This is a genomic window from Nocardioides sp., from assembly GCF_041913365.1.
Classification (GTDB): Bacteria; Actinomycetota; Actinomycetes; order Propionibacteriales; family Nocardioidaceae; genus Nocardioides.
The window spans coordinates 222,494-247,463 of the sequence record NZ_JAYSFM010000002.1 but is presented as its reverse complement, the minus strand read 5'-3'; the positions used below and the strand labels follow the sequence as shown (position 1 = coordinate 247,463).

Genomic DNA, 24,970 nt, shown 5'->3' with positions numbered 1-24,970 from the left:
CATGGGGAGAGGGATCCGATGGCCACCGACTACGACGCACCACGCAAGTCCGAGGAGGACCAGAGCGAGGAGAGCATCGAGGAGCTCAAGGCCCGACGCCACGACAAGAACTCCGGCAAGGTCGACGAGGACGAGACCGAGGCGGCCGAGTCCTTCGAGCTCCCCGGTGCCGACCTCTCGCACGAAGAGCTCGCGGTGGAGGTCATGCCGCGGCAGGACGACGAGTTCACCTGCATGAGCTGCTTCCTGGTGCACCACCGGTCGCAGCTGGCGGACGAGAAGAAGCTCATCTGTCGCGACTGCATCTGAGCAGGCACCACCTCGGACACATCCAGCGCCCGTTCCTCGCACGAGGGCGGGCGCTGTGTCGTGTCCGCCTGCTGGTCGTCCGCTGCTCATCCACTACGCGGCCCGCGGCCTGCCCCGCCTGGCCTCCCGCAGCTCGTCGAGGTGCTCGACCTCGGCTGCGAGCTGGTGGACCGCCGGATGGTCGTCGGGTGTGCCGAACAGCGTGCGCTCGACCTGCTTGAGGTACGGACTGGTGTGGCAGCCGATGGCGGGGTCCCGGTTGGCGCGGGACCGGTCGCGCTGCCTGAGGTAATCGATGGACGTCATCTCCCGCAGCGCCCGCGGCACCCACCACCCGGTAGCCCGGAGGTCGGTGTGCGCGGGGAACCGGCTGCCACCGTGCTTGCGCGCCCCGTCAGCCCGCATCGGGCCGACCTCCTTGCCGGTGTCCTCGTCCTGGAGCACCACCCGGACCCGCGCGAGCCGCAGCATCCGCTGGAGCACGTCGACGCGCGGACTGGTCCGCCCCGTCTCCCACCGGGCCACGGCCGACTGGGACACGTCCAGGAGCCCCGCGAGCCCCCGCTGGGAGACGTCGAGGATCCGGCGTACGCGTCGCACGAGCCCGGGCACCCCGCCGGCGAACGGCCCCATCCACCAGTACTCCCTTTCCGCCTCGGTCCAGTTGGCCAGGCAGTCCCACGTCGACGGGTCGACCGTCGTGTCGTCGCTCATCGTCATCTCCTCGGTGCGTCGGCAAGCTGTCGTACGCCATCCCAACCGGGACCACCGACGACCCGCGGCGCCTGTCCACAGGCCCGGCTGTCGGCGCCGAAAATCTGTGACTGTGGACGGTTGGTGGCGCAGCTCGGGTCAGGCTCCGGCCTCCGGGCACCCCGCGCGCAGTAGCCAGTGAGTCGCTGACAGACTCACGATCCCTGGGGGTGGCTGAGGTCGACGATGGCCGTTGAGTGGGTCAGTGACCCAACGGCGAGGGCCGGGGGCGGGGCCCGCGCAGCGCCGTTGAGTCGTTCAGTGACTCAAGGGCGAGGGCCGGGGGCGGGTGCCCGCGCAGCGACGTTGAGTCGGGCAGTGACTCAACGGCGAGGATGGCCAAGGGTGGCATGGCTTGGGGCCGTTGAGTCGGTCAGTGACTCAAGGGCCAGGACGCACGGTGGGCCGACGTGGAAGGTGCGTGAGTCGGTCGGCGACTCAACGGCTAGAGACTCTGCGGCGACGTACGCGGGGGCGGCTGCAGGGCGCCCCGGGTGTGGTCGGAGCGGGGCCGCGTCCTCGACTGCGGCGCCCCGAAGCGCGAGGGTGCTCAGGCTTGCGGGGCGGGGGCCTTGTCGGCGTCCTGGTTGTCCTTCTGCAGCTGCGGCGGCAGGTGTCCGGTGGACTTGGCGTAGTAGTGCGCGGCGCGGCGGGTGGCCAGCATCCGGGCGACGCCGATGAGGGTGCCGCTGATCGCGGCCCACATGACCGCCTCGGCGATGCTGACATCGGGGTCGGCGGGGTTGGCGGGCGGGTTCTTGCCGGTCGCGGCACGCCAGGAGGTGTTGAGGCCCTTCTTGGCCACAGCCGCAGCGCCGAGGGCGGCGACGAGCGAGAACGCCGAGTAGAACTTGCTGTTCGAGTCCGTGGAGGCCATGTCGGTCACCCTACCCAGCCGGTCACCGCGCCCGGGACGCCTCTAGGGCTGAGACCAGCCGGTCCGGTCGCCTGCAGCTGACCAGCCAGTACGGGGTGGGGTCGGCGGGGTCGGTGATGTCGACCCGGACGCCGCGTTTGAGGTACGGCCGCAGCAGGAGGTACGCCCGGGCGTCCGCGTCGACGCCGGCCTGCCGGCGCAGGCCCTCGGCGTCCAGCGCGGAGACCTCGCCGACGTGCTCCAGGGGGATGTGGGCCCGTCCGGCGCGGAACTGGCCGGACTCGACGCCCACCCGCGCGCGGCCGTAGGCAACGAACAGCGCGACCATGAGGGCCAGGGCACCGAAGGTGGCCGACCAGGCGACGACGCCGGGCGTGGCGGCCAGGACGGCCAGCCACAGCGACGCCACGAACATCGTGCCCTGCGCCCACCAGCGCAGCGGGACGGTGAGGCGTTCGGCGTAGTCCACGGCGCAGAGCCTATAGATTCAGTCCTCGTGCCCGACCACCACCCGAGCCCTGACCTCGACATCGCCGTCGTCCGCCTCGACCCCGACCTGCCGCTGCCGTCGTACGCCCACCCGGGGGACGCCGGCGCCGACCTGCACACGACCGTCGACCTGACGCTCGGCCCCGGCGAGCGGGCCCTCGTCCCGACGGGGATCTCCATCGCGCTGCCGGACGGCTTCGTCGCCCTCGTCCACCCCCGGTCGGGCCTCGCCGCGCGCCACGGGCTCTCGATCGTGAACACCCCGGGCACCGTGGACGCCGGCTACCGCGGGGAGATCAAGGTGCTGCTGATCAACCACGACCCGGTCGAGCCGGTCACCCTGAGCCGCGGCGACCGCATCGCCCAGCTGGTCGTCCAGCGCTACGAGCGGGCCCGTTTCGTCGAGGTGGGGGTGCTGCCGGAGTCGTCCCGGGGAGCCGGGGGCTACGGTTCTACAGGTACCGGTTCGCGTTCCTGATCCGGTCGTGACGAAGGAGTGTTGACGTGAGGTTCCGTCGCAAGTCGGACGAGACCGCCCAACCGGGCGAGGAGACGACCGCCCCCGGGACGGCCCAGGGATCGGACGAGGGACCGGCACAGGGCTCGACCGACGCGTCCGGGCCCTTCGACGTGTCCGAGGTCGAGGGCGACGGCGTCGAGCGCGCCGACCTCGGCTCAGTGCTGGTCCCCGCCATGGCCGACCGCGAGCTGCGGCTGCAGGTCGACGAGAGCAGCGGCCAGGTCCGGGCCGTGATGCTGGCCGGCTCCGACGGCGCCTGCGAGTTCCAGGCGTTCGCGGCACCCCGCAACGGCGACCTCTGGTCCGACGTGCGCCCCCAGATCGCCGACGACCTGACGCGCCGCGGCGGCCAGGCCACCGAGCGCGAGGGCCGCTGGGGGACCGAGCTGGTGTGCCAGATGCCCGTCAAGCGTCCCGACGGCACCACGGCCACCCAGCCCTCCCGGATCATCGGGATCAACGGCGACCGCTGGATGCTGCGCGCCTCGTTCCTCGGCCGGCCCGCGGTCGACCCCGACGCCACGTCGGACTGGGAGGACGCCCTGGCGCAGGTCGTCGTACGACGCGGTGACGCGGCCATGCCGGTGGGTGAGCCCCTTCCGGTCCGGCTGCCGGACGACGCCCGACGGGTGAGGTGAGCCGTGCCGAAGAGTCGCATGCGCCAGGTCATCTCGAAGTGGGCCGACAGCCAGGACCAGCACCAGCGGGACCTGCGGCAGTCGCACGCCACCGATGAGGCGGTCGCGATCGCCGACGCCCCCGAGCGCGAGCACGTGGTCGTCAACGGCGTTCTCCGCACCGTGACCCTGCGCCCTCGAGGCGGCGTGCCGGCCCTGGAGGCCGAGCTCGACGACGGCTCCGGCGTCATCACCGTGGTGTGGCTGGGCCGCCGCCGGATCACCGGCGTCGACCCGGGCCGGTCGGTGACAGTGGCCGGCTGCATCGGGCGGCAGGGCGGCGTACCCCTCATGTTCAACCCTCGCTACGAGCTTCGTCCGTGACCGAGCAGACCCACAAGGTCGAGGCCGACACGGTCGAGGCCGTGGTGCGCGCCCAGCTCTCCAAGGCGCTCGGCGGCCGACGTGGGATGGCCGAGGCGGCCGTGCCGACGATCCTGTTCACGGCCACGTGGCTGACGCTCCGCGACCTCAACACCGCACTGGCCGTCAGCATCGGCGCGGCGCTGGTGCTCCTCCTGGTCCGCCTCGTCCAGCGCTCGACCGTCCAGTTCGTCGTCAACGCACTCTTCGGCATCGGCATCGGCTGGTACTTCGTTCACCGCTCCGCGGCGTCGGGCGGCTCGGAGCAGGACCAGGCGCTGGCGTACTTCCTGCCCGGCATCCTCTACAACAGCGGGTACGCCGTCGTGCTCGCATTCACCTGCCTGATCGGGTGGCCGTTGGTTGGCTTCATGGTCGGCAGCATCACCGGCGACGCGACGGCGTGGCACAAGGACCGCCAGGTCGTGAAGCTGTGCAGCCGGCTGACCTGGCTCCTGGTCGCCCCGTGCATCATCCGCGTCGCGGTGCAGGCACCGATCTGGCTGGCCGGGTCGTCCGGTTCGATCGACCCCGACGCCGCGGTCGCCGCGCTGGGCGTCCTCAAGATCGTGCTCGGCTGGCCGCTCCAGCTGGCTGCGCTGGGCTCGATGGTCTGGCTGCTCTCGCGCAACAAGACCCCGGTCGCCGCGGACCCTGCGACCGCCTAGCTCCGCGGCCCGCGCGCCGGCCGGTCAGCCGTGGTGCTGGCTGGGGGAGAGCAACTGCTCGAGCTCGGTCTCGACCTCGGCCGGCACCACGAACAGCAGCTCATCGCCGGACTCCAGCGGCTGCTCCGCCTCGGGCGTGTAGACCTGCCCGTCGCGCAGGATCGTGACGAGCGCGCAGTTCTCCGGGAACGGCACCAGCCCGGCCGGCGTGCCGACGTAGGGGGAGTCCGCCGACAGGGTCAGCTCGACGAGGTTGGCGTTGCCCTGGCGGAAGGTGAACAGCCGGACGAGGTCGCCGACGGAGACGGCCTCCTCGACGAGCGCGGACATGATGCGGGGCGTCGAGACGTTGACGTCCACGCCCCAGGCCTCCGTGAAGAGCCACTCGTTGTTGGGGTGGTTGACCCGGCCGACCGTCCGCGGCACGCCGAACTCGGTCTTGGCGAGCAGGGAGGTGACCAGGTTGGCCTTGTCGTCGCCGGTGGCGGCGATGACGACGTCGCACTTGCCCAGCTGGGCCTCGGCGAGCGAGGACAGCTCGCAGGAGTCGGCGAGCAGCCACTCGGCGTTGGGGACCCGTTCGGGGCGGATCGAGGACGGGTTCTTGTCGATGAGGAGGACCTGGTGGCCGTTCTCGATCAGCTCGCGGGCGATCGAGCGTCCGACGGCTCCGGCTCCGGCGATGGCGACGCGCATGTCAGCAGTGCTCCTGGCTTCTCAGTGCTTCTCAGTCGTCTTCGGGGCCGGCGTCGAGCACGGCGTACGCGTGGGCGGCGTTCTCCTCGCGGATCACGATGTGGAGCATGTCGCCCTCCTGGAGGACCGTCTCGCGGGTGGGCAGCATGCCCTCGCCGAGCCGGTCGATCCACGCGATCCGGCTCCGCGACTGCATCTGGAACTCGACGGTGCGGTTGCCGACCCACGCCTCGGGGACCGGGATGTGGTCGACCCGGATGGTGCCTGAAGGGTCGCGGAAGTCGGGCTCGGCGCCGGCCGGCAGCAGCCGCCGCAGGACCTGGTCGGCGGTCCACTTCACCGTGGCGACGGTCGTGATGCCGAGCCGCTGGTAGACCTCCGCCCGGCCCGGGTCGTAGATGCGGGCCACGACCTGCTGCAGGCCGAAGGTCTCGCGCGCGACGCGCGCGGCGATGATGTTGGAGTTGTCACCGCTGGACACCGCGGCGAACGCGTCGGCCCGGCGGATGCCGGCCTTCTCCAGCACCTGCTGGTCGAAGCCGTAGCCGGTGATCTTGTCGCCGTTGAACTCCGGGCCCAGGCGTCGGAACGAGTCGGGCTCGCTGTCGATGATCGACACGGTGTGGTTGCGGTCCTCGAGGCTGCGGGCGAGCGTCGACCCGACGCGGCCACAACCCATGATCACGACGTGCACGCCAGAACCGTATCCCAGCAAGGAATATGGCGTCCCCGGGTCTAGGCTTGCCGCCCGTGAGTGTCGGCGACGTCTCCAAGCGGATCCTGCTGGGCCGCAAGCTGCGGAGCAGCCAGCTGGGGGAGACCCTGCTGCCCAAGCGCATCGCGTTGCCCGTGTTCGCCAGCGACGCGCTGTCGTCGGTGGCGTACGCACCCGACGAGGTCTTCATCATGCTGGCCGTCGCCGGCGCGTCGACCTACGTCTGGTCGTGGAAGATCGGCCTCGCGGTCGCACTGGTGATGCTCACGGTCGTGGCGAGCTACCGGCAGACCGTGCACGCCTACCCCTCGGGAGGTGGCGACTACGAGGTGGCCACGGTCAACCTCGGCCGCAACGCCGGCGTCACCGTGGCCAGCGCGCTGCTCGTCGACTACGTGCTCACCGTCGCGGTGTCGATCTCGTCGGCGGCGCAGTACGCCGCGGGCGCCATCCCAGCGCTCATCGGGCACGAGGCGACGGTCGGCCTGGTCGCGGTCGTCGTGCTGACCGCGATGAACCTGCGCGGGGTGCGTGAGTCGGGCTCGTTCTTCGCCGTCCCCACCTACCTCTTCATGGTCGCCATCCTCGGCATGTGCGCCTACGGCCTGCTGCGCCTGCTGGCAGGTGACCTGCCCGAGGCCGAGAGCGCCCACCTGGTGATCGAGCCGCAGGAGGGCTGGGAGGGCCCGCTCACCCAGATCGGGCTGATGTTCCTCCTGGCCCGTGCGTTCTCCTCGGGTTGTGCAGCGCTCACCGGCGTCGAGGCGATCAGCAACGGTGTACCGGCCTTCCGCAAGCCGAAGAGCCGCAACGCCGCGACCACCCTGCTGCTCCTGGCGATGATCGCCATCTCGATGATGATGAGCGTCATCGTCCTCGCCAAGCAGATGGCGATCAGGTACGTCGACCCGCACGAGCTCGACCGGCTGCGCACCGCGTCGGGCGCGGTGCCGGAGGGCTACGAGCAGCACCCGGTGATCTCGCAGATCGCCGCCGGCGTGTTCGACCACTTCTCGCCGGGCTTCTACTTCGTGGTCACCGTCACCGGGATCATCCTCGTGCTCGCCGCGAACACCGCCTTCAACGGCTTCCCGGTGCTCGGGTCGATCCTCGCCCAGGACGGCCTCGCGCCCCGCTCGCTCGGCTCGCGCGGCGACCGGCTCGCCTACAGCAACGGCATCGTCTTCCTCGCGGCCATGTCGATGCTGCTCATCTGGATCTTCGACGCCGAGACCACAAAGCTGATCCAGCTCTACATCGTCGGCGTCTTCGTCTCGTTCAACCTCAGCCAGCTCGGCATGATCCGGCACTGGACCCGGCACCTGAAGACCGAGCGCGACCCGGCGGCCCGGCGGCGGATGCTCCGTTCGCGCGCGATCAACACCTTCGGCCTCGGCATGACCGCCGTCGTCCTGGTCATCGTGCTGATCACCAAGTTCCTCGCCGGTGCCTGGATCACGATCCTCGCGATGGGCGCGTTCTTCTTCGTCATGCAGGCGATCGGTCGTCACTACGCGCGCGTCGAGCTCGAGCTCGCGGCCGACGAGCAGGACAAGGTCATGCCGACCCGCGTCCACGCGATCGTGCTCGCGTCCAAGCTGCACAAGCCGACGCTGCGCGCGCTCGCCTTCGCCCGCGCGACCCGCCCCAACGTGCTCGAGGCGATCTACGTCAGCATCGACGCCAAGGCCACCAACCGGCTCCTCGAGGAGTGGGACGAGCGCCACCTCGACATCCCGCTCAAGGTGCTCCACTCGCCCTACCGCGAGGTCGTCCGGCCGATCGTGGAGTACACCCAGGAGATCCGCCGGGCGAGCCCGCGCGGCGTCGTCGCGGTCTACATCCCCGAGTACGTCGTCGGCCGCTGGTGGGAGCAGCTGCTCCACAACCAGACGGCCCTCCGGCTCAAGGGCCGGCTGCTGTTCACCCCGGGCGTCATGGTCATCTCGGTGCCCTACCAGCTGCGCTCGTCGCAGATCGCCCGCGAGCGCGAGGAGCGCGACGAGGTCCGCGTGCACGCCGGCGACCTGCGTCGCGGCCGGGTCGCGTCACGCGGCTCGAACCGACAGATCGACGACCGGTGAGCCGGACCAACCGGCCCCGCAAGGCCCGTGGTCGCTCGCGGGTGGGTGAGCGGTTCGAGGTCGAGGTCGGCCCGGTCGCCCACGGCGGCCACTGCGTCGCACGACTGCCCGAGCCCGAGTCCCGCGTGGTCTTCGTGCGCCACGCGCTGCCCGGCGAGCGGTCGGTGGTGGAGATCACCGAGGGCACCGACGGCGACCGCTTCTGGCGGGGCGACGCGGTCTCGGTGCTCACTCCGTCACCCGACCGGGTGCCCGCCCCGTGCCCGTACGCCGGTCCGGGCCTCTGCGGAGGCTGCGACTTCCAGCACGTCGCCGTACCCGCCCAGCGCGACCTGAAGACCGCCGTCGTGCGCGAGCAGCTGGTCCGGCTCGGGAGGCTCGACGCCGACTCCGACCTGGTGCGCGGGCTCGAGGTCGAGGCGGTCCCGGTCGAGGGCCGGCCCGACGACGGCCTGCGGTGGCGCACCCGCCAGCGGTACGCCGTCCTGCCCGACGGCCGCCCCGCCATGCGCGCGCACCGCTCCCACGAGCTCGTGCTGGTCAACGACTGCCTCATCGCCGTCGACGAGGCCCGGCCTCTCGCGGGCGCCCAGCCGGGACGTCATGGCGAGTGGTCGCCCGGCCAGCCGGAGACCATGACGTCCCACGACGTGACGGTCGGGAGCGCCACCCACCCCTTCAGCGTCGCCGCCGACGGCTTCTGGCAGGTTCACCCCGAGGCGCCGCACGTCCTGGTCGGGGCTGTCCTCGACCTGCTCGCGCCCGCGCCGGGGGAGCGGTCGCTCGACCTGTACGCCGGCGTCGGGCTCTTCGCCCGGTTCGTCGGCGAGGCGACCGGGGCCCGGGTGGTCGCGGTGGAGGCCGACCGGACCGCCTGCCAGCACGCCCGCTCCAACCTCGCGGCGCTGAAGCCGGCGGTGGTGGAGTGCGGACCGGTGGACCGGGTGCTGCGGTCCGGCTACGACGAGCCGTTCGACCTCGTCGTCCTCGACCCGCCCCGCGAAGGCTCCAAACGCGCGGTGGTCGAGCAGGTCGTGGACCGCCGCCCGCGCGCGGTGGCGTACGTCGCCTGCGACCCGGCCGCGCTGGGGCGCGACGTGGCGATCTTCGCCGAGCACGGCTACGCCCTCACCGCCATCCGGGCGTTCGACCTCTTCCCGATGACCCACCACGTCGAGTGCGTGGCGCTCCTCGAGCCGGCCTTGTCGCTCGGGCAGTAGCCGGGCAGGGTGGCAGCATGGCCACGTACGCCGTCAACCGCGACGCAGTCGCCCACGCCCGCCGCCTGATCGAGGCCCGGCAGTACGTCCTGGACAGCGACTGGGGCGACGTCCAGCCGGGTGCCGACGCGCAGAACGCGTACCTCGAGAAGCACTCGTGGGACGACTACGCCGCCTGGCACCTCGGCCTGACCGAGGGTGCCAACGACGAGACCAAGGCGCGCTACGCCTTCGTCTACGGCGACCTCCGCCGGGTCCACCGGTCCGGGCTGATCGCCTGCGTCTACCGGGCTGCGGAGTGGCGGCACAAGGCCGTCGAGCTCGCCGCCCACGACCTGCTGCAGCGGCTGGACAAGGTCGCCGGCATCGACTGACCGTCAGGGTCCGACGAGCGCCGCCAGCGAGGCCAGCGCGCTGTCCCGGTCGGCCGTGTCGACGACCGTCCAGCCCTGCTCCGGTGCCAGGTCGAGCAGCTGCCGGCGCCCCTCGAGGACCAGCGGGTCGCCGCCGCGCTCCTCGATGATCCGGGAGACCACCGCCGTGACCGGCGTGACCTCGCGGGAGTGGAGGCGTTCGAGCAGCACATCGGGCGCGACGTCGAGGACGACGCCGGCGTACGTCGCTCCTGCCTCCGCCGCGGCCGCCTCGAACCTCTCGGCCTGGGACGGCGTCACGATCAGCTGGGGGAGCACGACGTCGCGCCCGGTCCGGAGGTACGCCGTCATCAGGGCGAGCGCGGTCTGGCGGACGGCCTCACCCGTGCCGACGAAGTCGTCCTCCCAGCCCGAGACCCACGACCGCAGGTCGTCGATGTCGCACACGAGCGTGCCCGGGTGGGCGGCGGCGTGCGCGCGGGCGAGCGTCGACTTGCCGACGCCCGAGGGACCGTTGAGGTGGAGGAGGGTCGGCACGCGGGGAGGCTACCGAGTCGGCGGGACCCGTGTGATATCTTGACGTCAAGATATTGCGACGTCAGAAGTTAGGGTCGCCTTCCTTTTCGTGCGCTCGCGCGCGACGGCAGGATGGGCGTAGACCCGCGAACTCCCGAGGAGATGTGGCTGATGGCCAGTCAGGACAGCTTCGGTGCCAAGGGCACCCTGGACGTGGACGGACAGTCCTACGAGATCTACCGAATCGACAAGGTGTTGGGTGAGGGTCTCGACGTCGAGAGCCTGCCGTTCTCGCTGAAGGTGCTGCTGGAGAACCTGCTCCGCACCGAGGACGGCGCCGACATCACGGCCGACCACATCAAGGCGATCGCCGGCTGGGACGCGAGTGCCGCGCCCGACCAGGAGATCCAGTTCACGCCCGCCCGCGTGATCATGCAGGACTTCACCGGCGTCCCGTGCGTCGTCGACCTCGCCACCATGCGCGAGGCGATGGCCGAGCTCGGCGGCGACGCCACCAAGATCAACCCGCTCGCGCCGGCCGAGATGGTCATCGACCACTCCGTCATCGCCGACGTGTTCGGCTCCGCCGACGCGTTCGAGCGCAACGTCGAGATCGAGTACGAGCGCAACCGCGAGCGCTACCAGTTCCTGCGCTGGGGCCAGGGCGCCTTCGACGACTTCAAGGTCGTCCCGCCGGGCACCGGCATCGTCCACCAGGTCAACATCGAGCACCTGGCCCGCGTGGTCATGGTCCGCGACGGCGTGGCCTACCCCGACACCTGTGTCGGCACCGACTCCCACACCACGATGGTCAACGGCATCGGCGTGGTTGGCTGGGGCGTGGGCGGCATCGAGGCCGAGGCGGCCATGCTCGGCCAGCCGGTCTCCATGCTCATCCCGCGCGTGGTCGGCTTCAAGCTCTCCGGCGAGCTCCCCGAGGGCTCCACGGCCACCGACCTGGTGCTCACCATCACCGAGATGCTCCGCGAGCACGGTGTGGTCGGCAAGTTCGTCGAGTTCTACGGCGAGGGCGTCTCCGCCCTGCCGCTGGCCAACCGCGCCACGATCGGCAACATGAGCCCCGAGTTCGGCTCGACCATCGCCGTCTTCCCGATCGACGACCAGACCGTCGACTACCTCCGGATGACCGGTCGCTCCGAGGAGCAGCTGGCCCTCGTCGAGACGTACGCCAAGGAGCAGGGGCTCTGGCACGACCCGAGCGCCGAGCCGCGCTACAGCGAGCGCCTCGAGCTCGACGTCTCCACGGTCGTCCCGTCGCTGGCCGGGCCGAAGCGTCCCCAGGACCGCGTCGAGGTCTCCGCGGCCAAGGACTCCTTCCGGGCCGCGCTGGCCGACTACGTCGACGAGGGCGACAGCGACCCCGACGACGCCGCCGGGTCCACCGGCTACGACGAGGCGGTCGAGGAGTCCTTCCCGGCCTCCGACTCGCCCAGCCACTCCGGCGGCAACGGCGCCCCCGTCCACGCCGCGGCGCCCAAGGACGCCGGGCGGCCGAGCAAGAAGACCAAGGTCTCGCTCGACGGCCAGGAGGTCGAGATCGACCACGGCGCCGTCGTGATCGCCGCGATCACCTCGTGCACCAACACGTCGAACCCGTCGGTGATGATCGGCGCCGCGCTGCTGGCGAAGAACGCCGTCGAGAAGGGCCTGTCCCGCAAGCCGTGGGTCAAGACCTCGCTCGCGCCCGGCTCCAAGGTCGTGTCCGACTACTACGAGCGCGCCGGCCTCACGCCGTACCTCGACAAGCTCGGCTTCAACCTCGTCGGCTACGGCTGCACCACCTGCATCGGCAACTCGGGCCCGCTGATCCCGGAGGTGTCCGCCGCCGTCAACGAGGCCGACCTCGCCGTCGTCTCGGTGCTCTCGGGCAACCGCAACTTCGAGGGCCGGATCAACCCGGACGTGAAGATGAACTACCTCGCGTCCCCGCCGCTGGTGGTGGCCTACGCGCTCGCCGGCTCGATGGACGTCGACCTGTTCGGCGACCCCCTCGGCCAGGACACCGACGGCAACGACGTGTTCCTCAAGGACATCTGGCCGAGCCCGCAGGACGTGGAGGCGACGATCGCGCAGGCGATCACCTCCGACATGTTCGGCTCCTCCTACGCCGACGTGTTCAAGGGCGACGAGCGCTGGCAGTCGCTGCCGACGCCGACCGGCAACACCTTCGAGTGGGACGCCGAGTCGACCTACGTGCGCAAGCCCCCGTACTTCGACGGCATGCCCACCGAGCCGGAGCCCGTCTCCGACATCGTCGGCGCGCGCGTGCTGCTGAAGCTCGGCGACTCGGTGACCACCGACCACATCAGCCCGGCCGGCGCCATCAAGAAGGACAGCCCTGCGGGCCGCTACCTCGCCGAGCACGGCGTCGAGCAGCGTGACTTCAACTCCTACGGCTCGCGCCGCGGCAACCACGAGGTCATGATCCGCGGCACGTTCGCCAACATCCGCCTGCGCAACCAGATCGCGCCCGGCACCGAGGGTGGCGTGACGAAGGACTTCACGAAGGACGGCGAGGTCACCAGCGTCTTCGAGGCGAGCGAGAACTACCAGGCCGCCGGCACGCCGCTGGTCGTCCTGGCGGGCAAGGAGTATGGCTCCGGCTCGTCGCGCGACTGGGCCGCCAAGGGCACCGCACTGCTCGGTGTGAAGGCCGTCATCGCCGAGTCCTACGAGCGCATCCACCGCTCGAACCTCATCGGCATGGGTGTCATCCCGCTGCAGTTCCCCGAGGGCAAGACCGCCGACGACCTCGGCCTCACCGGTGCCGAGATCATCAGCATCAGCGGGATCACCGAGCTCAACGACGGCACGACCCCCAAGACGGTCACCGTCAAGGTCGAGCCCGCCCCGGGCACCGACCAGGCCCACGGCGAGGCCAGCGAGTTCGAGGCCGTGGTGCGCATCGACACCCCGGGTGAGGCGAACTACTACCGCAACGGCGGGATCATGCAGTACGTCCTGCGCAACCTGCTGCGCGGGTGACCGACCCGGCTGACGTGTGGCGCGGCCGCGTCCAGGACCACCTGGACGCGGCCGGCCGTCCGCCGGTGGGCGGCATGGCCGACTGGGAGGTCTTTCCCTTCGAGCGTGAGGGCCTGACCCCGAAGGCGATGGGGGAGCGGGTCGTCCCCGAGCCGGACCGCTCGCGCGGCGCCGACGCCTGTGGCACCTGCAAGGCACTGGCCCGCGACGACCTGGTCCTGCACACGGGCGACCGGCTGGCCGTGATCCGTCCCGGCGGGACGAGCACGATGTTCGTGGCCAACGTCGTCGCACGTGCCCACGAGCGGCTCGACGACCTCGACGAGACCGCCGACGAGGAGCTGGGCCGGCTCGTCCGCAGGACCTACCGCGCCCTGCGTGCCCTCCCGGGCGTCGGCAACGTCCACGTGTGCAAGTGGGAGAACGGCGGCGGGCACCTGTCCGTGAACCTCCTCGCCCGACCCCTCGGCGTGCTCGAGCTCCGCGGCTCGAACCTGCCCGTCTGGGCCGACATGCTGCCCGACATCCCGCAGGACGAGTACGACGCCCGCGCCGAGGCCGTGCGCGCCGCGCTGGCCTGACCGGAGCCGGCCTGCGCCTCAGTGGTCGGCAAGGATCGCGGCGCACATCGCGTCGCCGATCCACGCGGCGTACTCGTCGCCGGTCCAGCCGCGGCCGGTCAGCAGGTGCCAGACCTGGACGCTGTTGAGCGTCCAGATCCGGTCGCGGGCCGCCTCGCGGGTGAGGTCGGGGGAGAGGGCGCCGAGGTCGGCGACCTTCCCGACGACCATCGAGGTGCCGACGAGCCGCTCCTGGTCGGTGGTGTCGCGGATCTCGACGAGGTCGGGGTCGCCGGCGTCGGCGCCGGCGGCGATGAGGAGCATCAGCGGGCCGACCCGCTCGACGACCGTCCGCCCCAGGGCGGCGTACCCCCGGAGGAAGACCGCTGCGTCGGACTCGGCGTAGAGCGCCTGCACCTCGGGCCGCTGGGCCAGCGGCACGTCGGCGTCGTCGCCGGCCAGGGTCACGTCGTAGGCGGCCTTGAGGAGCGCCGCCTTGGTGCCGAAGGTGTTGTAGACCGTCTGCGCGCTCACTGCGGCGTCACGGGCGACGGCGGCGACGGTGGTGGCGGAGTAGCCCTCCGCGTGGAAGCGCGCGGCCGCGGCCTGCACCACCCTGCGTCGGGTGAGGGCGGCCTGCTCGTCGCGGACGGCGCTCGCGTAGCGCCTATTCGGTTGACTCATACTCAAATCACTTTATCCTGACTAGAGTCAATGTGTCCCGCCGTCCCTTCGGAGCCTCCGCATGATCCTGTCATCACTCCACACCACCGACGCCCGCACCACGCCCGGATCCACGCCCGGATCCACGCCCGGATCGCCCTGGCGACGCCGTGGCCTCGTCGGCCTCGCCGCGCTGTCGGCGTACTCCACCGGCATCGGCTGGCAGGCCCAGCTCGTGTCCTACCCGCTCTTCCGGGCCGTCGGCGAGCAGGACTTCCTCGCCTACCACCAGGCCTACAACCACGCCATCCCGGTCGTGGTCATCGTGCCGGGCTTCGTCACCTTCCTGGCGAGCATCGCCTTCCTGCGCAGCCGCCCCGCCGACGTGCCGGTCCGCGCTGCCGCGGTCGTCGCCGTCTCGGGGGCCGTCTCGCTGCTGTCGACGGTCCTGTGGGCCATCCCCATGCACGACCGGCTCGACGACATCGGCCAGTCCCAGGCGACGATCGACAGCCTCCTCGACGCCAACCTCGTGCGCTGCCTCGCGCTCTCCGTCGGCACCGGCGTGCTCCTCTGGTGCCTGGGCCGCACGCGTCGGAGCTGACGCGGCACGGCCGCGCAACGGGTGCGCCGGTAACCTGACGCCCGTGAGCGAGACCCCCGGTCCGGACGAGGCGCGCACCGGCGACAGTGAGGGTCCGTCGGACGACCCGGGCGCCTCGCCGGTCCCCGGATCGACGCACAGCGAGCCGGAGCGGAACACCCGGCTACCGCTTGTGCTGGCGACTGCCGGCGCCGTCGCGGTGCTGGCGGCCGCGTTGCTCGCCCCGCTGGTCGACAAGGCCCTGCGGGGAGACGAGGTGGCGCAGCGAGCCCTCGACCTGAGCCTGGTCGAGACCTGGGAGATCGCGGACCGGTCGCACACGACCGAGGACGTGCACTACCCGCAGACCCCGCCGGCAGGGGGACCGCACGCCCCGATCTGGCTCGCGTGCGGCGTCTACGAGGAGCCGGTCCGCGACGAGAACGCGGTCCACGACCTCGAGCACGGCACGGTCTGGATCACCCACGACCCCGACCTCTCCGCCGACGACGTCGAGCGGCTCGCAGCCCAGCTCCCCGACAACGGGATCATGTCGCCGCGCGAGGGCCTCCCGTCCGCGGTGGTGGTGACCGTGTGGGGAGCCCAGCTGCAGCTCGACGGCCCCGACGACGAGCGCCTGGGCCTGTTCCTCGAGGAGTACGCCGACGGGCACACGGCACCCGAGTTCGGTGTGACCTGCCAGGGCGGCACCCCGGACCCGCAGGGCGGCCCGCCCGAGGAGGAGGGCACCAACGCCTGACGGCCCTCGTCAGCTGAGTACCCGGGCGGATCCGCGCCGCCCCTCGTGACGTCCACACTGCGCAGATGAGCCCTGCCCGCCGAGCCGTCGCCGTCGCCACGTGGTCCGTGGCCTCCGCCCTGCTGGCCCTGTTGCTGGTCACCACGTGGGGCGTCGCGTCCGAGTACGGCAGCGGCGCGGGAGACCTGGCGGCGTTCGCCGTGCTGCCTCTCGTCGTCGCCGTGGTCGCGGCCGGTCTCGGCTCGTCCCCGCGCACCTCGATGGCGGTCCTCGCCGGCTTCGTGGCCGTGACCGTCGCCGGACTGGTCGTCAGCGGCGAGCTCGGGCAGCGCGACCGGGTCGCGCGCCTCGCCGCGCAGGACGCGACGTTCACCTGCAACGGGCCGAGCGCCGAGGGCACGGTGCCGGGCGACGTCGACGCCGCGTTCCACGTCCCGGCCCATCCCGGCGGCTACTGGTTGTACGGCCCGGTCTCGAGCTCGCGGTTCGGCTGCACCGCCGCGATCCACGGCCCGGCTGATGCGTCGTTCGCCGCCTGGCGGGCGTCGCTGCTCGCCACCGGGTGGGAGGTCGCCCGCGACGACACCGAGGTGGTGGTCCGGAAGGGCGGCGTACGCCTCACGTTGTACGTCCAGGGTGGGCTGTCCATGCTGAACACCACGGACGACGGGGCGGGCGCGTGCGAGGACGGGCGCTCGGCGTCGTACGCCACGGGCCAGGTGGGCGCCTGCTGAGCCCCATGGCTAGCGTGGCCCCATGATCGTCGCCTTCTCCCTCTCGCCCGTCGCCCACGACCCCAGCGGGTCGGTCACCGAGGCGGTGGCGGCCGCCGTTCGTGTCGTCCGCGAGTCCGGGCTCCCGCACGAGACCAACGCGATGTTCACCAACATCGAGGGGGAGTGGGACGAGGTGATGGCGGTGGTGAAGCGGGCCGTCGACGTGGTCGCCGAGGCGTCGCCGCGCGTGGGGCTGGTGCTGAAGGCCGACATCCGCCCCGGCTACGACGGCCAGCTGACGGCCAAGGTCGAGCGCATCGAGGAGGCGCTCCGCGACTGAGGCTGACTCAGGGGCCGGCTCAGGGCACCGGCACGTGGTAGACCCGGTCGGCCTTGAACGACGTCACCCACGCCTCGCCGCCGGCCACCGTGAGGTCGAGGTTGGCGCTGTCGTAGAGGGCGGTCTCCTCCCCGAGCACCACCTCGTCGGTCACTTCAGCGGCGTCCGGGTCGACGACCACCAGGCGCGGTCCCTCCTCGGCCAGCACCAGGAGCCGACCGTCGTGGGCGACGACCGAGTCGGGCAGGCCCTCGACCGGCACCGCGGCCGTGCGCCGGAGCGTCGCGGGATCCACGGCGACGACCCGGTCGGCGAACGTGCAGGCCACCCACAGCCTGCCCCCGAGCTCGACCATGCCCTGCGGCCCGCTGCACAGCCTGGGTGACCGCGTCACCTCGAGGCTGGTGGGGTCGACGCGGAGCAGCCGGTCGTCGGCGAAGGCGGCGACGTACACCGCGTCGGTGCCAGCCGCCACGAGGCGCGACCCCACGCCGATGTCGATCCGGTCGGCGACCTTCCCGGTGCCGGGATCGATCCGCACGAGGCGGCCGGCGTCCTGCTCGACGAGCCAGATGGAGCCGAAGCCCGCGGTGACGCCCTCCGGTCCGGCGCCGGTGTCGATCGTGTCGGTGACCTCTCCGGACGCCGCGTCGACGCGGAGCAGCTGCTCGCCCCGGAAGGCGGTCACCCAGACGGCGCCGCCGTCGGCGACCGCCCGCAACGGCGTGCCGGGCACGTCGACCACGAGGTCGGGCTCCGTCGCCCCCACCGGGATCCGCGACACCTGGTCCGATCCGCTGCTGACCACCCAGACAGCACCGTCGGCGGAGGTGGTGCCGACCGGGCCGGCGTCGACCTCGACGTACGGCGCCGTGGCCGCGGCCGCGGACGAGGTGTCTGCCGGGCCTGGCGAGGACGTGGTCGAGCCGTCAGCCGGAGTGTCCGTGGATCCACCGCCGCAGGCGGCGAGGAGCGCGGCCGCGGCCATCGTCACGAGGGGGAGGAGCCGTCCCATGGACGGAGGCTAGCGCTGTGGGACGGCTCCCCGGCTAGCGTTGCCGGCATGCACAGCGAGACGAGGACGTACCGCACGGGTGGTGCGGAGGTCGTGCTCGACCTGACCGGGGACGCAGCCGAGCTCGTGGCCGGGCGCGGTGACGGGCTGCTGCACGTGTTCGTGCCGCACGCGACGGCCGGCCTAGCCATCCTCGAGACCGGCGCCGGGTCGGACGACGACCTGCTCGCCGCCCTCGCCGACCTGCTGCCCGCCGACGACCGCTGGCGGCACCGGCACGGGTCGCGTGGGCACGGGAGGTCCCACGTGATGCCGGCCATCGTGCCGCCCCACTGCACGGTGCCCGTGCTCGGGGGCCGGCTGGCGCTCGGCACGTGGCAGAGCATCTGCCTGGTGGACCTCAACGTCGACAACGACCGGCGCGAGGTGCGCTGGTCGTTCCTGGAGGGCTGACCCATCGAGATCCGACCTGCCGCACCGTCCGAGGCGCCGGGCATCGACGCGGTGATCCGGGCTGCCTTCGGTGCGGACGACGCGGCCCACGGCGACCAGGTGGGCGACCTGTGGGCAGAGGTGCGCAGCCTTGGGCTCGTCCTCGCCGAGCTGGTCGCGGTCGAGGACGCCACGGTCGTCGGCCACGTCGGTGTCAGCCACTGCTGGCTCGACGCGCGACCGCAGCTGGTGGACGTGGCGATGCTGAGCCCGCTGAGCACGCAGCCCGAGCGGCAGCACCAGGGGATCGGCACGGAGCTCGTGGCGGCCGCGATCGAGGCGGGTCGCAGCTCGGGGCGGCCGGCGCTCTTCCTCGAGGGCAGTCCGGCGTACTACGGCGCCCGCGGCTTCGCCCGGGCCAGCGCGTACGGCCTCGAGCCGGCGTCGCGCCGGACCCCCGAGGCGGCGTTCCAGGTGGTGACCTTCGACGGCTACGAGGAGTGGATGACGGGTCGCCTGGTCTACCCGGACGTGTGGTGGCGGCACGACTCCGCCGGCCTGCGCGACCCCGACCTCGCCTTCCTCGAGGACCTGTTCGCCCGGGAGTTCCCGGCCTCCTGACTTCTCGCACCTGTCGAACAGGCGTTCGATAGACTGATGAGGTGTTCCCGACTCCCCAGCCCCGGCAGCGGCCCACGCCACCGCAGGGGCACGCCGGCGTCGCGCCGCCCGGCTGGCCCCGGCAGGTGCGCCCGCCCGACGCGCCCGACTGGGAGGTCACCGCGGCCAGCTGGCTGCTCGACCTGTGCCCACCCGACTACCGGCGCTTCGCCGGGCTGCGCCGCCACGTCGTCGTGCTCGCGCGCTTCGCGGTGCTGCACGTCGAGGCCCAGCAGCTGGCCACCCGCCGTGGCCTGAGCGAGATCCGTGGCGACCTCAAGGACGTCGCCAGCCAGGCCGTCGTCGAGGCGGCCGTGCAGACCTTCCAGCTCGAGGACGCCCGCCTGCTCGCCGTACGACGCGAGGTCGGGCTCGTCGAGGAGGCGCTCCGGGGGCGCCGCTACCGGGTGCGCATGTGAGGGTGGCTAGGGTCGCCCGATGGATTCATCGGCTCTGGTCCGGACGGACTTCGTGTGCCTCACCCTCGTCGACCCGCGCGGCTGGTTCCTGATGCAGGAGCGTGACGAGCACGCCCCGGTCTGGCCGGACACGTGGTGCTTCCCCGGTGGGGGCATCGAGCCGGGCGAGACGCCCCGGGAGGGCGCCGTCCGCGAGCTGGCCGAGGAGACCGGCGTCGTCGTGGCGGCCGACAGCGTGCACGACCTCGGCACCTTCGAGGTGGAGTCCGAGCACGGCCGGTTCAGCTACCACGTCTTCGTGGCCCCGACCGAGCTCGGCAGCCGCGACGTCGACTGCCGCGAGGGCCGACAGATCGTCTTCGTCGACCCGGCCACGATCGATGACCTCCCGATCGTCCGCTCCACCGCGATCGCCCTCGGGGCGGTCCGGGCGTGGGCTGCCGACCACACGCCCGTGCCGCCCGACGACGCACGCGGCTTCGCCGGGGTGATCCTGGTCGACGGGCGCGGCTGGATCCTGCTGCAGGAGCGCGACGAGCACGCCCGCATCGACCCCGACGTCTGGGGCCTGTCCGGCGGCCACCTGGAGCCGGGGGAGACGCCCGACGTCGGCGCGCTGCGCGAGCTCGAGGAGGAGACCGGCGTCAGCCTCGAGCCGGCCGACCTGCGCGAGGTCGGTGCGTTCGCCAACGACCACCGCGAGTCCTACGGCACCTGGGACCGGATGTGGGTCTTCGCGGCCGCGGTCGACCTCACCGACGCAGACATCGACTGCCGGGAGGGCCGCCAGATCGTGTTCGTCGACCCCGACGTGGCCCGTGGGCTGCCGCTGACGAAGGGAGCCGAGGGCATCGTCCCGGCCTTCCTCCGCAGCGACGTCTACGCCAGCATGGCGCCATGACCTTCACCGTGCACCCCGTCCCGTCGATGGGGGCCGAGGACGTCCTCGTCGGCCCTGACGGCACTGTCTGGACCGGCACCGAGGACGGCGCCATCTGGGCCCTCGACCCGACCACCGGCAGCACCCGCCGCGTCGCCGACACCGGAGGGCGCCCGCTCGGGATCGAGCTGCTTGGCGGCGGCCACCTGCTCGTCTGCGACGCGAAGCGCGGCCTGCTCGACGTCGACCCCGGGTCGGGTGCGGTCGCGGTCCTCTGCGACCGCATCGACGGTCGACCCATGCGGTTCTGCAACAACGCCGCGGTCGCGGGCGACGGCACGATCTGGTTCAGCGACTCCTCGCTCCACTACGGCGTCGACCAGTGGAAGGACGACTTCGTCCAGGACACCCGCACCGGGCGGCTGTTCCGGCGCGACCCCGACGGCACGCTCACCTCGGTGATCGAGGGCCTGGCCTTCGCCAACGGCGTCGCGCTCGCGGCCGACGAGTCCTACGTCTGCGTCGCCGAGACGCGCGGGAGGACCGTCGTACGCCACTGGCTGACCGGGCCGCGGGCGGGGGAGCGTGACCTCCTGGCGAGTGACCTGCCCGGGTACCCGGACAACATCAGCCGCGGCAGTGACGGCCTGATCTGGGTGACGATCGCCAGCCCGGTCGACGGACTGGTCGAGCGGCTCGGCTCGGCGCCCCTGGCGCTGCGGAAGGCGGTCACCAGGATCCCCGAGGCGCTCCAGCCCAAGCCGAAGCAGACGATCCGGGTGCAGGCCTACGACGACGGCGGCCGGCGGGTGCACGACCTCGACATCGACCACCCCGGCTACCACATGGTCACGGGTGTCAGAGAGCACGAGGGCAGGGTGTGGATGGGGAGCCTGCACGAGCCGTCGGTGGCCGTCTACGACCCGGCATGAAATAGACTCATCCCCCATGGGACACCTCGACTCGATCGCGTCTCCGCGTGACCTCCGCGGGCTCTCGGCGGAGCAGCTCGACGAGCTCGCCGCGGAGATCCGCGACCTGATGATCCGCACCGTCGCGACCAACACCGGACACCTCGGCCCCAACCTCGGGGTGGTCGAGCTGACGCTGGCGATCCACCGGGTGTTCGACTCCCCGCACGACCGCGTCGTCTTCGACACCGGGCACCAGTCCTACGTCCACAAGCTCGTCACCGGGCGCCACGCCGACTTCGGCACCCTGCGCAAGGAGGGCGGCGTCAGCGGCTACCCGAGCCAGGCCGAGTCCGACCACGACATCGTGGAGAACTCCCACGCCTCCACGTCCCTGTCGTACGCCGACGGGCTCGCGAAGGCCTATGCCATCCGCGGCGAGGACCGGCACGTCGTCGCCGTGATCGGGGACGGCGCGCTGACCGGTGGCATGGCCTGGGAGGCGCTCAACAACATCGCGATCGCCAAGGACAGCCGGCTGGTGATCGTGGTCAACGACAACGAGCGCTCCTACACGCCCACGATCGGCGGCCTTGCCACGGCGCTCACCTCGCTGCGCACCAACCCGCGCTACGAGCAGGTCCTCGACCTGGTCAAGAAGCGCCTCAACGCCGTCCCGGGCGTCGGCCACGCGGCGTACGACGCGCTGCACGCGGTCAAGAAGGGCATGAAGGACGCGCTGGCACCGCAGGGCCTCTTCGAGGATCTCGGCCTGAAGTACGTCGGTCCGGTCGACGGCCACGACCGCGCCGCCATGGAGCAGGCGCTCGCCAGCGCCAAGCGCTTCGGCGGGCCGGTCATCGTCCACGCGATCACCCGCAAGGGCCAGGGCTACGACCCGGCGCTGCGCCACGAGGCCGACCAGTTCCACGCGCCCGGCCCGTTCGACGTCCAGACCGGCGCCGAGAAGCCGAAGGGCAAGATCTGGACCGACCACTTCTCCGAGGCGATCGTCGAGCTCGGCGAGGAGCGCGAGGACCTCGTCGCGATCACGGCCGCGATGATGCACCCGGTCGGGCTCGACGTCTTCGCCGAGAAGTTCCCCGAGCGCACCTTCGACGTCGGCATCGCCGAGCAGCACGCCGCCACCTCGGCGGCGGGTCTCGCGATGGGCGGGATGCACCCCGTCTTCGCGGTCTACGCGACCTTCCTCAACCGCGCCTTCGACCAGGTCCTGATGGACGTCGCACTGCACAGGTGCGGGGTGACGTTCGTGCTCGACCGCTCCGGCGTCACCGGCGACGACGGCGCCAGCCACAACGGCATGTGGGACATGTCGATCCTGCAGGTCGTCCCGGGCCTCCGCCTGGCCGCGCCCCGCGACGTGCCCCGGCTGCGTGAGCTGCTCGGCGAGGCGGTCGAGGTCGACGACGCTCCCACCGTGGTCCGGTTCCCCAAGGGCCCGCCGCCCGAGGACATCCCCGCGATCGAGCGCCACGACGGGGTCGACATCCTGGTCAGCGAGGGCTCGCCCGACGTGCTCATCGTCGCGGTCGGCTCGATGGCCGCGACCGCCGTCGACGTGGCCTCACGGCTCACGGCGCAGGGCATCGGCGTCACCGTGGTCGACCCCCGGTGGGTCAAGCCCGTCGCCCCGGCGCTGATCGAGCTCGCCGCGAAGCACCGGCTGGTGGTCAGCGTCGAGGACAACGGCCGCGTCGGCGGCTGCGGCGCCACGCTCCTCCAGACGCTCAACGACGCGGGCGTGCACACGCCGTTCCGCCTGCACGGCATCCCGCAGGAGTTCCTCGACCACGCCAAGCGCGACGCGATCCTGACCCGCATCGGCCTCGACGCGCAGACCATCGCCCGGGGCATCGTCGAGGACGTCACCGCCCTCGACGAGGGTGTGGCGCCGGTGCAGGTCGACCACTCGGCCTGAGCCCGGTCCGCCGACGGTCCGTCATACGTTCCCGAGGTCATCGGATCGGTTCTGGATGACGGATCGGGCGGCCCGGGGGACTCGTCATACGTTCCCGAGGTCATCCGATCAGCTCCGCATGACGGATCGCGTTGGCCTGGGTTCGGGGCGCCCGGACGTGACTCGACGGTAACGGCTGGCGAGTCCTAGGTTGCTGGGATGAGCCTCTTCCGCACCAAGTCCGTCGAGCAGTCGATCGCCGAGACGGAGGAGCCCGAGCACCGGCTCAAGAAGAACCTCGGCGCACTGGACCTCACGATCTTCGGCGTCGGCGTCATCATCGGCGCCGGCATCTTCGTCTACACCGGCCTGGTGGCGGCGACGAACGCCGGACCGGCCATCTCGCTGTCGTTCCTGATCGCCGGGCTCGCGTGCGCGCTGGCCGCCCTCTGCTACGCCGAGTTCGCCTCGACCGTCCCCGTCGCGGGCAGTGCGTACACCTTCAGCTACGCCACCTTCGGCGAGCTGATCGCGTGGATCATCGGGTGGGACCTGGTGCTGGAGTTCACCGTGGGCGCCTCGGCGCTGGCGGTCGGCTTCTCCGGCTACCTCGTGTCCCTGCTGGACGGCACCGCGCTCGAGCTTCCGGCCTCGCTGACGTCAGCCAGCGACGGTGTGGTCAACCTGCCCGCGATCGTCATCACGCTGATCTGCGCGTCGGTCCTCATCGGCGGCATCAAGCTCTCCAGCCGCGTCAACCAGGTCGTCGTCGCGATCAAGCTGAGCGTCGTCGCCCTCGTGATCATCGTCGGCATCGCCCACATCAAGACGTCGAACTACTCGCCGTTCATCCCGCCGAGCGAGCCGTCCGCGGGCAGTGACGCCTCGGCGTGGAAGACGCCGCTCATCACGTCCATCTTCGGCCTCGAGCCGGCGGTCTTCGGGATCGCCGGTGTGATCGCCGGCGCGGCGATCGTGTTCTTCGCCTTCATCGGCTTCGACGTCGTGGCGACCACCGCCGAGGAGACGAAGAACCCCCAGCGCGACATCCCGATCGGGGTGCTCGGGTCGCTCGCGATCGTGACGGTCCTCTACATCGCGGTCTGCCTGGTGATCACCGGGATGCAGTCCTACCGCGACATCGACCCCGACGACGCGGCCCCGCTGGCCACGGCGTTCGAGAAGGTCGGGCTGCACTGGATCTCCGACCTGATCGCCATCGGCGCCACGATCGGGCTGACCGTCGTGGTGCTGATCCTCCTGATGGGGCAGACCCGGGTGGCGTTCGCGATGGCGCGTGACGGGCTGCTGCCGGTCAGCCTGGCCAAGGTCCACCCGACGCTGGGCACGCCGTACCGCATCACCGCGCTGACCGCGATCATGGTCTCGGTGCTGTCGGGCTTCGTGCCGTTCGAGACGCTGGGCGACCTGGTCAGCATCGGCACGCTGTTCGCCTTCATGCTCGTCAGCGTCGGCGTGCTGGTCCTGCGCCGGACCCGCCCGGACCTGCACCGCGCGTTCCGGGTGCCGGGCATCTACGTCGTCGCCACCGCCTCGGTGCTCCTGTGCGGCTACCTCATGCTCAACCTGATCGCCGAGACGTGGGTCCGGTTCCTGGTCTGGATGGCGCTCGGCCTGCTCGTCTACTTCGCCTACGGCCGCTCGCACAGCCGGCTCGGTCGCGGGGAGATGGCCGCGCCCCGCCCCGCGGACGCCACGGCCGACCCGGGCGCCTGACCTTCAACCCTCAAGCGGTGGGGCCCCCAACACTAAGACCCGGGCTAAGAATGGTATCCCCCCCGCAGCCCCGCGGGGGCGGCCGGAACCAGGCCCAGGCCGGGGG

General features: G+C 71.8%; 29 protein-coding genes. 21 read left to right on the top strand and 8 right to left on the bottom strand.

What is annotated here, in order from left to right:
• The first annotated feature begins 18 nt into the window (after positions 1-18).
• Positions 19-309: a DUF4193 domain-containing protein gene (locus ACE3QY_RS06235; protein WP_056600397.1), complete on the top strand. Its 291-nt coding sequence runs from the start codon at positions 19-21 to the stop codon at positions 307-309.
• A 93-nt stretch (positions 310-402) separates the two neighbouring features.
• Here ACE3QY_RS06235 and ACE3QY_RS06230 read toward each other — a convergent pair whose 3' ends face one another.
• The 3 genes from ACE3QY_RS06230 to ACE3QY_RS06220 form a co-directional block, all read right to left on the bottom strand.
• Positions 403-1,023: a helix-turn-helix domain-containing protein gene (locus ACE3QY_RS06230; protein ID WP_374455141.1), complete on the bottom strand. Its 621-nt coding sequence runs from the start codon at positions 1,021-1,023 to the stop codon at positions 403-405.
• 589 nt (positions 1,024-1,612) lie between these two features.
• A complete protein-coding gene (locus tag ACE3QY_RS06225) occupies positions 1,613-1,939 on the bottom strand; it encodes a DUF4235 domain-containing protein (RefSeq protein WP_374455140.1) in 327 nt (108 codons plus the stop codon).
• Between the two features lie 22 nt (positions 1,940-1,961).
• On the bottom strand, positions 1,962-2,408 hold the full coding sequence (locus ACE3QY_RS06220; RefSeq protein WP_374455139.1) for a DUF3093 domain-containing protein: 447 nt from the start codon (positions 2,406-2,408) through the stop codon (positions 1,962-1,964).
• Positions 2,409-2,435: 27 nt separating this feature from the next.
• On the opposite strand from ACE3QY_RS06220, the gene dut reads away from it, so the two are divergent.
• The 4 genes from dut to ACE3QY_RS06200 are packed head-to-tail and all read left to right on the top strand — an operon-like array spanning position 2,436 to position 4,656.
• Positions 2,436-2,906, top strand: coding sequence for a dUTP diphosphatase (gene dut, locus ACE3QY_RS06215; RefSeq protein ID WP_374455138.1), 471 nt, complete (start codon positions 2,436-2,438; stop codon positions 2,904-2,906).
• 26 nt (positions 2,907-2,932) lie between these two features.
• Complete coding sequence (locus ACE3QY_RS06210; RefSeq protein WP_374455137.1) at positions 2,933-3,586, top strand: DUF3710 domain-containing protein; 654 nt, start codon at positions 2,933-2,935, stop codon at positions 3,584-3,586.
• Positions 3,587-3,589: 3 nt separating this feature from the next.
• Entirely contained in the window at positions 3,590-3,949 is a 360-nt protein-coding gene (locus ACE3QY_RS06205; RefSeq protein ID WP_374455136.1) for an OB-fold nucleic acid binding domain-containing protein, read from the top strand.
• Positions 3,946-4,656: a DUF3159 domain-containing protein gene (locus ACE3QY_RS06200; RefSeq protein WP_374455135.1), complete on the top strand. Its 711-nt coding sequence runs from the start codon at positions 3,946-3,948 to the stop codon at positions 4,654-4,656. Before ACE3QY_RS06205 ends, ACE3QY_RS06200 begins: the two co-directional genes overlap by 4 nt.
• A gap of 24 nt (positions 4,657-4,680) precedes the next feature.
• On the opposite strand, the gene ACE3QY_RS06195 is transcribed toward ACE3QY_RS06200, so the two are convergent.
• Positions 4,681-5,352, bottom strand: a complete 672-nt coding sequence (locus ACE3QY_RS06195) for a TrkA family potassium uptake protein (RefSeq protein WP_374455134.1) — start codon at positions 5,350-5,352, stop codon at positions 4,681-4,683.
• A 31-nt stretch (positions 5,353-5,383) separates the two neighbouring features.
• Positions 5,384-6,046 carry a TrkA family potassium uptake protein gene (locus ACE3QY_RS06190; RefSeq protein WP_311291115.1) on the bottom strand — a complete coding sequence of 221 codons (663 nt, stop codon included), beginning with the start codon at positions 6,044-6,046 and terminating at the stop codon, positions 5,384-5,386.
• A 56-nt stretch (positions 6,047-6,102) separates the two neighbouring features.
• Here ACE3QY_RS06190 and ACE3QY_RS06185 point away from each other — a divergent pair, with 56 nt between their 5' ends.
• The 3 genes from ACE3QY_RS06185 to ACE3QY_RS06175 are packed head-to-tail and all read left to right on the top strand — an operon-like array spanning position 6,103 to position 9,745.
• Positions 6,103-8,151 (top strand): APC family permease, encoded by a 2,049-nt coding sequence (locus ACE3QY_RS06185; protein WP_374455133.1) that lies wholly within the window; start codon positions 6,103-6,105, stop codon positions 8,149-8,151.
• On the top strand, positions 8,148-9,371 hold the full coding sequence (locus tag ACE3QY_RS06180; protein WP_374455132.1) for a class I SAM-dependent RNA methyltransferase: 1,224 nt from the start codon (positions 8,148-8,150) through the stop codon (positions 9,369-9,371). Before ACE3QY_RS06185 ends, ACE3QY_RS06180 begins: the two co-directional genes overlap by 4 nt.
• 17 nt (positions 9,372-9,388) lie before the next feature.
• Complete coding sequence (locus ACE3QY_RS06175; protein WP_374455131.1) at positions 9,389-9,745, top strand: hypothetical protein; 357 nt, start codon at positions 9,389-9,391, stop codon at positions 9,743-9,745.
• Positions 9,746-9,748: 3 nt separating this feature from the next.
• Here the strand turns inward: ACE3QY_RS06175 and ACE3QY_RS06170 are convergent, their stop codons facing one another.
• Positions 9,749-10,282 carry an AAA family ATPase gene (locus ACE3QY_RS06170; RefSeq protein WP_374455130.1) on the bottom strand — a complete coding sequence of 178 codons (534 nt, stop codon included), beginning with the start codon at positions 10,280-10,282 and terminating at the stop codon, positions 9,749-9,751.
• A gap of 150 nt (positions 10,283-10,432) precedes the next feature.
• Here ACE3QY_RS06170 and ACE3QY_RS06165 point away from each other — a divergent pair, with 150 nt between their 5' ends.
• Positions 10,433-13,267 carry an aconitate hydratase gene (locus ACE3QY_RS06165; protein ID WP_374455129.1) on the top strand — a complete coding sequence of 945 codons (2,835 nt, stop codon included), beginning with the start codon at positions 10,433-10,435 and terminating at the stop codon, positions 13,265-13,267.
• The gene (locus ACE3QY_RS06160; protein ID WP_374455128.1) at positions 13,264-13,848 is read left to right on the top strand and encodes a hypothetical protein; all 585 of its coding nucleotides are present in this window, start codon (positions 13,264-13,266) and stop codon (positions 13,846-13,848) included. Before ACE3QY_RS06165 ends, ACE3QY_RS06160 begins: the two co-directional genes overlap by 4 nt.
• A gap of 18 nt (positions 13,849-13,866) precedes the next feature.
• On the opposite strand, the gene ACE3QY_RS06155 is transcribed toward ACE3QY_RS06160, so the two are convergent.
• Complete coding sequence (locus ACE3QY_RS06155; RefSeq protein WP_374455127.1) at positions 13,867-14,511, bottom strand: TetR family transcriptional regulator; 645 nt, start codon at positions 14,509-14,511, stop codon at positions 13,867-13,869.
• A 61-nt stretch (positions 14,512-14,572) separates the two neighbouring features.
• On the opposite strand from ACE3QY_RS06155, the gene ACE3QY_RS06150 reads away from it, so the two are divergent.
• From ACE3QY_RS06150 to ACE3QY_RS06135, 4 genes are all read left to right on the top strand, one after another.
• The gene (locus ACE3QY_RS06150) at positions 14,573-15,094 is read left to right on the top strand and encodes a hypothetical protein (RefSeq protein ID WP_374455126.1); all 522 of its coding nucleotides are present in this window, start codon (positions 14,573-14,575) and stop codon (positions 15,092-15,094) included.
• A 43-nt stretch (positions 15,095-15,137) separates the two neighbouring features.
• Positions 15,138-15,833 carry a DUF3105 domain-containing protein gene (locus ACE3QY_RS06145; RefSeq protein WP_374455125.1) on the top strand — a complete coding sequence of 232 codons (696 nt, stop codon included), beginning with the start codon at positions 15,138-15,140 and terminating at the stop codon, positions 15,831-15,833.
• A 65-nt stretch (positions 15,834-15,898) separates the two neighbouring features.
• Positions 15,899-16,567, top strand: a complete 669-nt coding sequence (locus ACE3QY_RS06140; RefSeq protein ID WP_374455124.1) for a hypothetical protein — start codon at positions 15,899-15,901, stop codon at positions 16,565-16,567.
• A gap of 22 nt (positions 16,568-16,589) precedes the next feature.
• Positions 16,590-16,889, top strand: a complete 300-nt coding sequence (locus ACE3QY_RS06135; protein WP_374455123.1) for an MTH1187 family thiamine-binding protein — start codon at positions 16,590-16,592, stop codon at positions 16,887-16,889.
• A 19-nt stretch (positions 16,890-16,908) separates the two neighbouring features.
• On the opposite strand, the gene ACE3QY_RS06130 is transcribed toward ACE3QY_RS06135, so the two are convergent.
• Complete coding sequence (locus tag ACE3QY_RS06130) at positions 16,909-17,904, bottom strand: hypothetical protein (protein WP_374455122.1); 996 nt, start codon at positions 17,902-17,904, stop codon at positions 16,909-16,911.
• A 48-nt stretch (positions 17,905-17,952) separates the two neighbouring features.
• Here ACE3QY_RS06130 and ACE3QY_RS06125 point away from each other — a divergent pair, with 48 nt between their 5' ends.
• The 7 genes from ACE3QY_RS06125 (at position 17,953) to ACE3QY_RS06095 (ending at position 24,864) form a co-directional block, all read left to right on the top strand.
• Positions 17,953-18,357, top strand: a complete 405-nt coding sequence (locus ACE3QY_RS06125) for a YjbQ family protein (protein WP_374455121.1) — start codon at positions 17,953-17,955, stop codon at positions 18,355-18,357.
• Between the two features lie 3 nt (positions 18,358-18,360).
• Positions 18,361-18,957: a GNAT family N-acetyltransferase gene (locus ACE3QY_RS06120; RefSeq protein WP_374455549.1), complete on the top strand. Its 597-nt coding sequence runs from the start codon at positions 18,361-18,363 to the stop codon at positions 18,955-18,957.
• 41 nt (positions 18,958-18,998) lie between these two features.
• A complete protein-coding gene (locus tag ACE3QY_RS06115; protein ID WP_374455120.1) occupies positions 18,999-19,415 on the top strand; it encodes a hypothetical protein in 417 nt (138 codons plus the stop codon).
• Positions 19,416-19,434: 19 nt separating this feature from the next.
• Positions 19,435-20,316, top strand: coding sequence for an NUDIX domain-containing protein (locus ACE3QY_RS06110; RefSeq protein WP_374455119.1), 882 nt, complete (start codon positions 19,435-19,437; stop codon positions 20,314-20,316).
• Positions 20,313-21,227, top strand: a complete 915-nt coding sequence (locus ACE3QY_RS06105; RefSeq protein WP_374455118.1) for an SMP-30/gluconolactonase/LRE family protein — start codon at positions 20,313-20,315, stop codon at positions 21,225-21,227. The genes ACE3QY_RS06110 and ACE3QY_RS06105 overlap by 4 nt, the downstream gene beginning before the upstream one ends.
• 16 nt (positions 21,228-21,243) lie before the next feature.
• Positions 21,244-23,148, top strand: coding sequence for a 1-deoxy-D-xylulose-5-phosphate synthase (gene dxs, locus ACE3QY_RS06100; protein WP_374455117.1), 1,905 nt, complete (start codon positions 21,244-21,246; stop codon positions 23,146-23,148).
• Between the two features lie 198 nt (positions 23,149-23,346).
• Positions 23,347-24,864: an amino acid permease gene (locus ACE3QY_RS06095; RefSeq protein WP_374455116.1), complete on the top strand. Its 1,518-nt coding sequence runs from the start codon at positions 23,347-23,349 to the stop codon at positions 24,862-24,864.
• Positions 24,865-24,970: the final 106 nt, after the last annotated feature.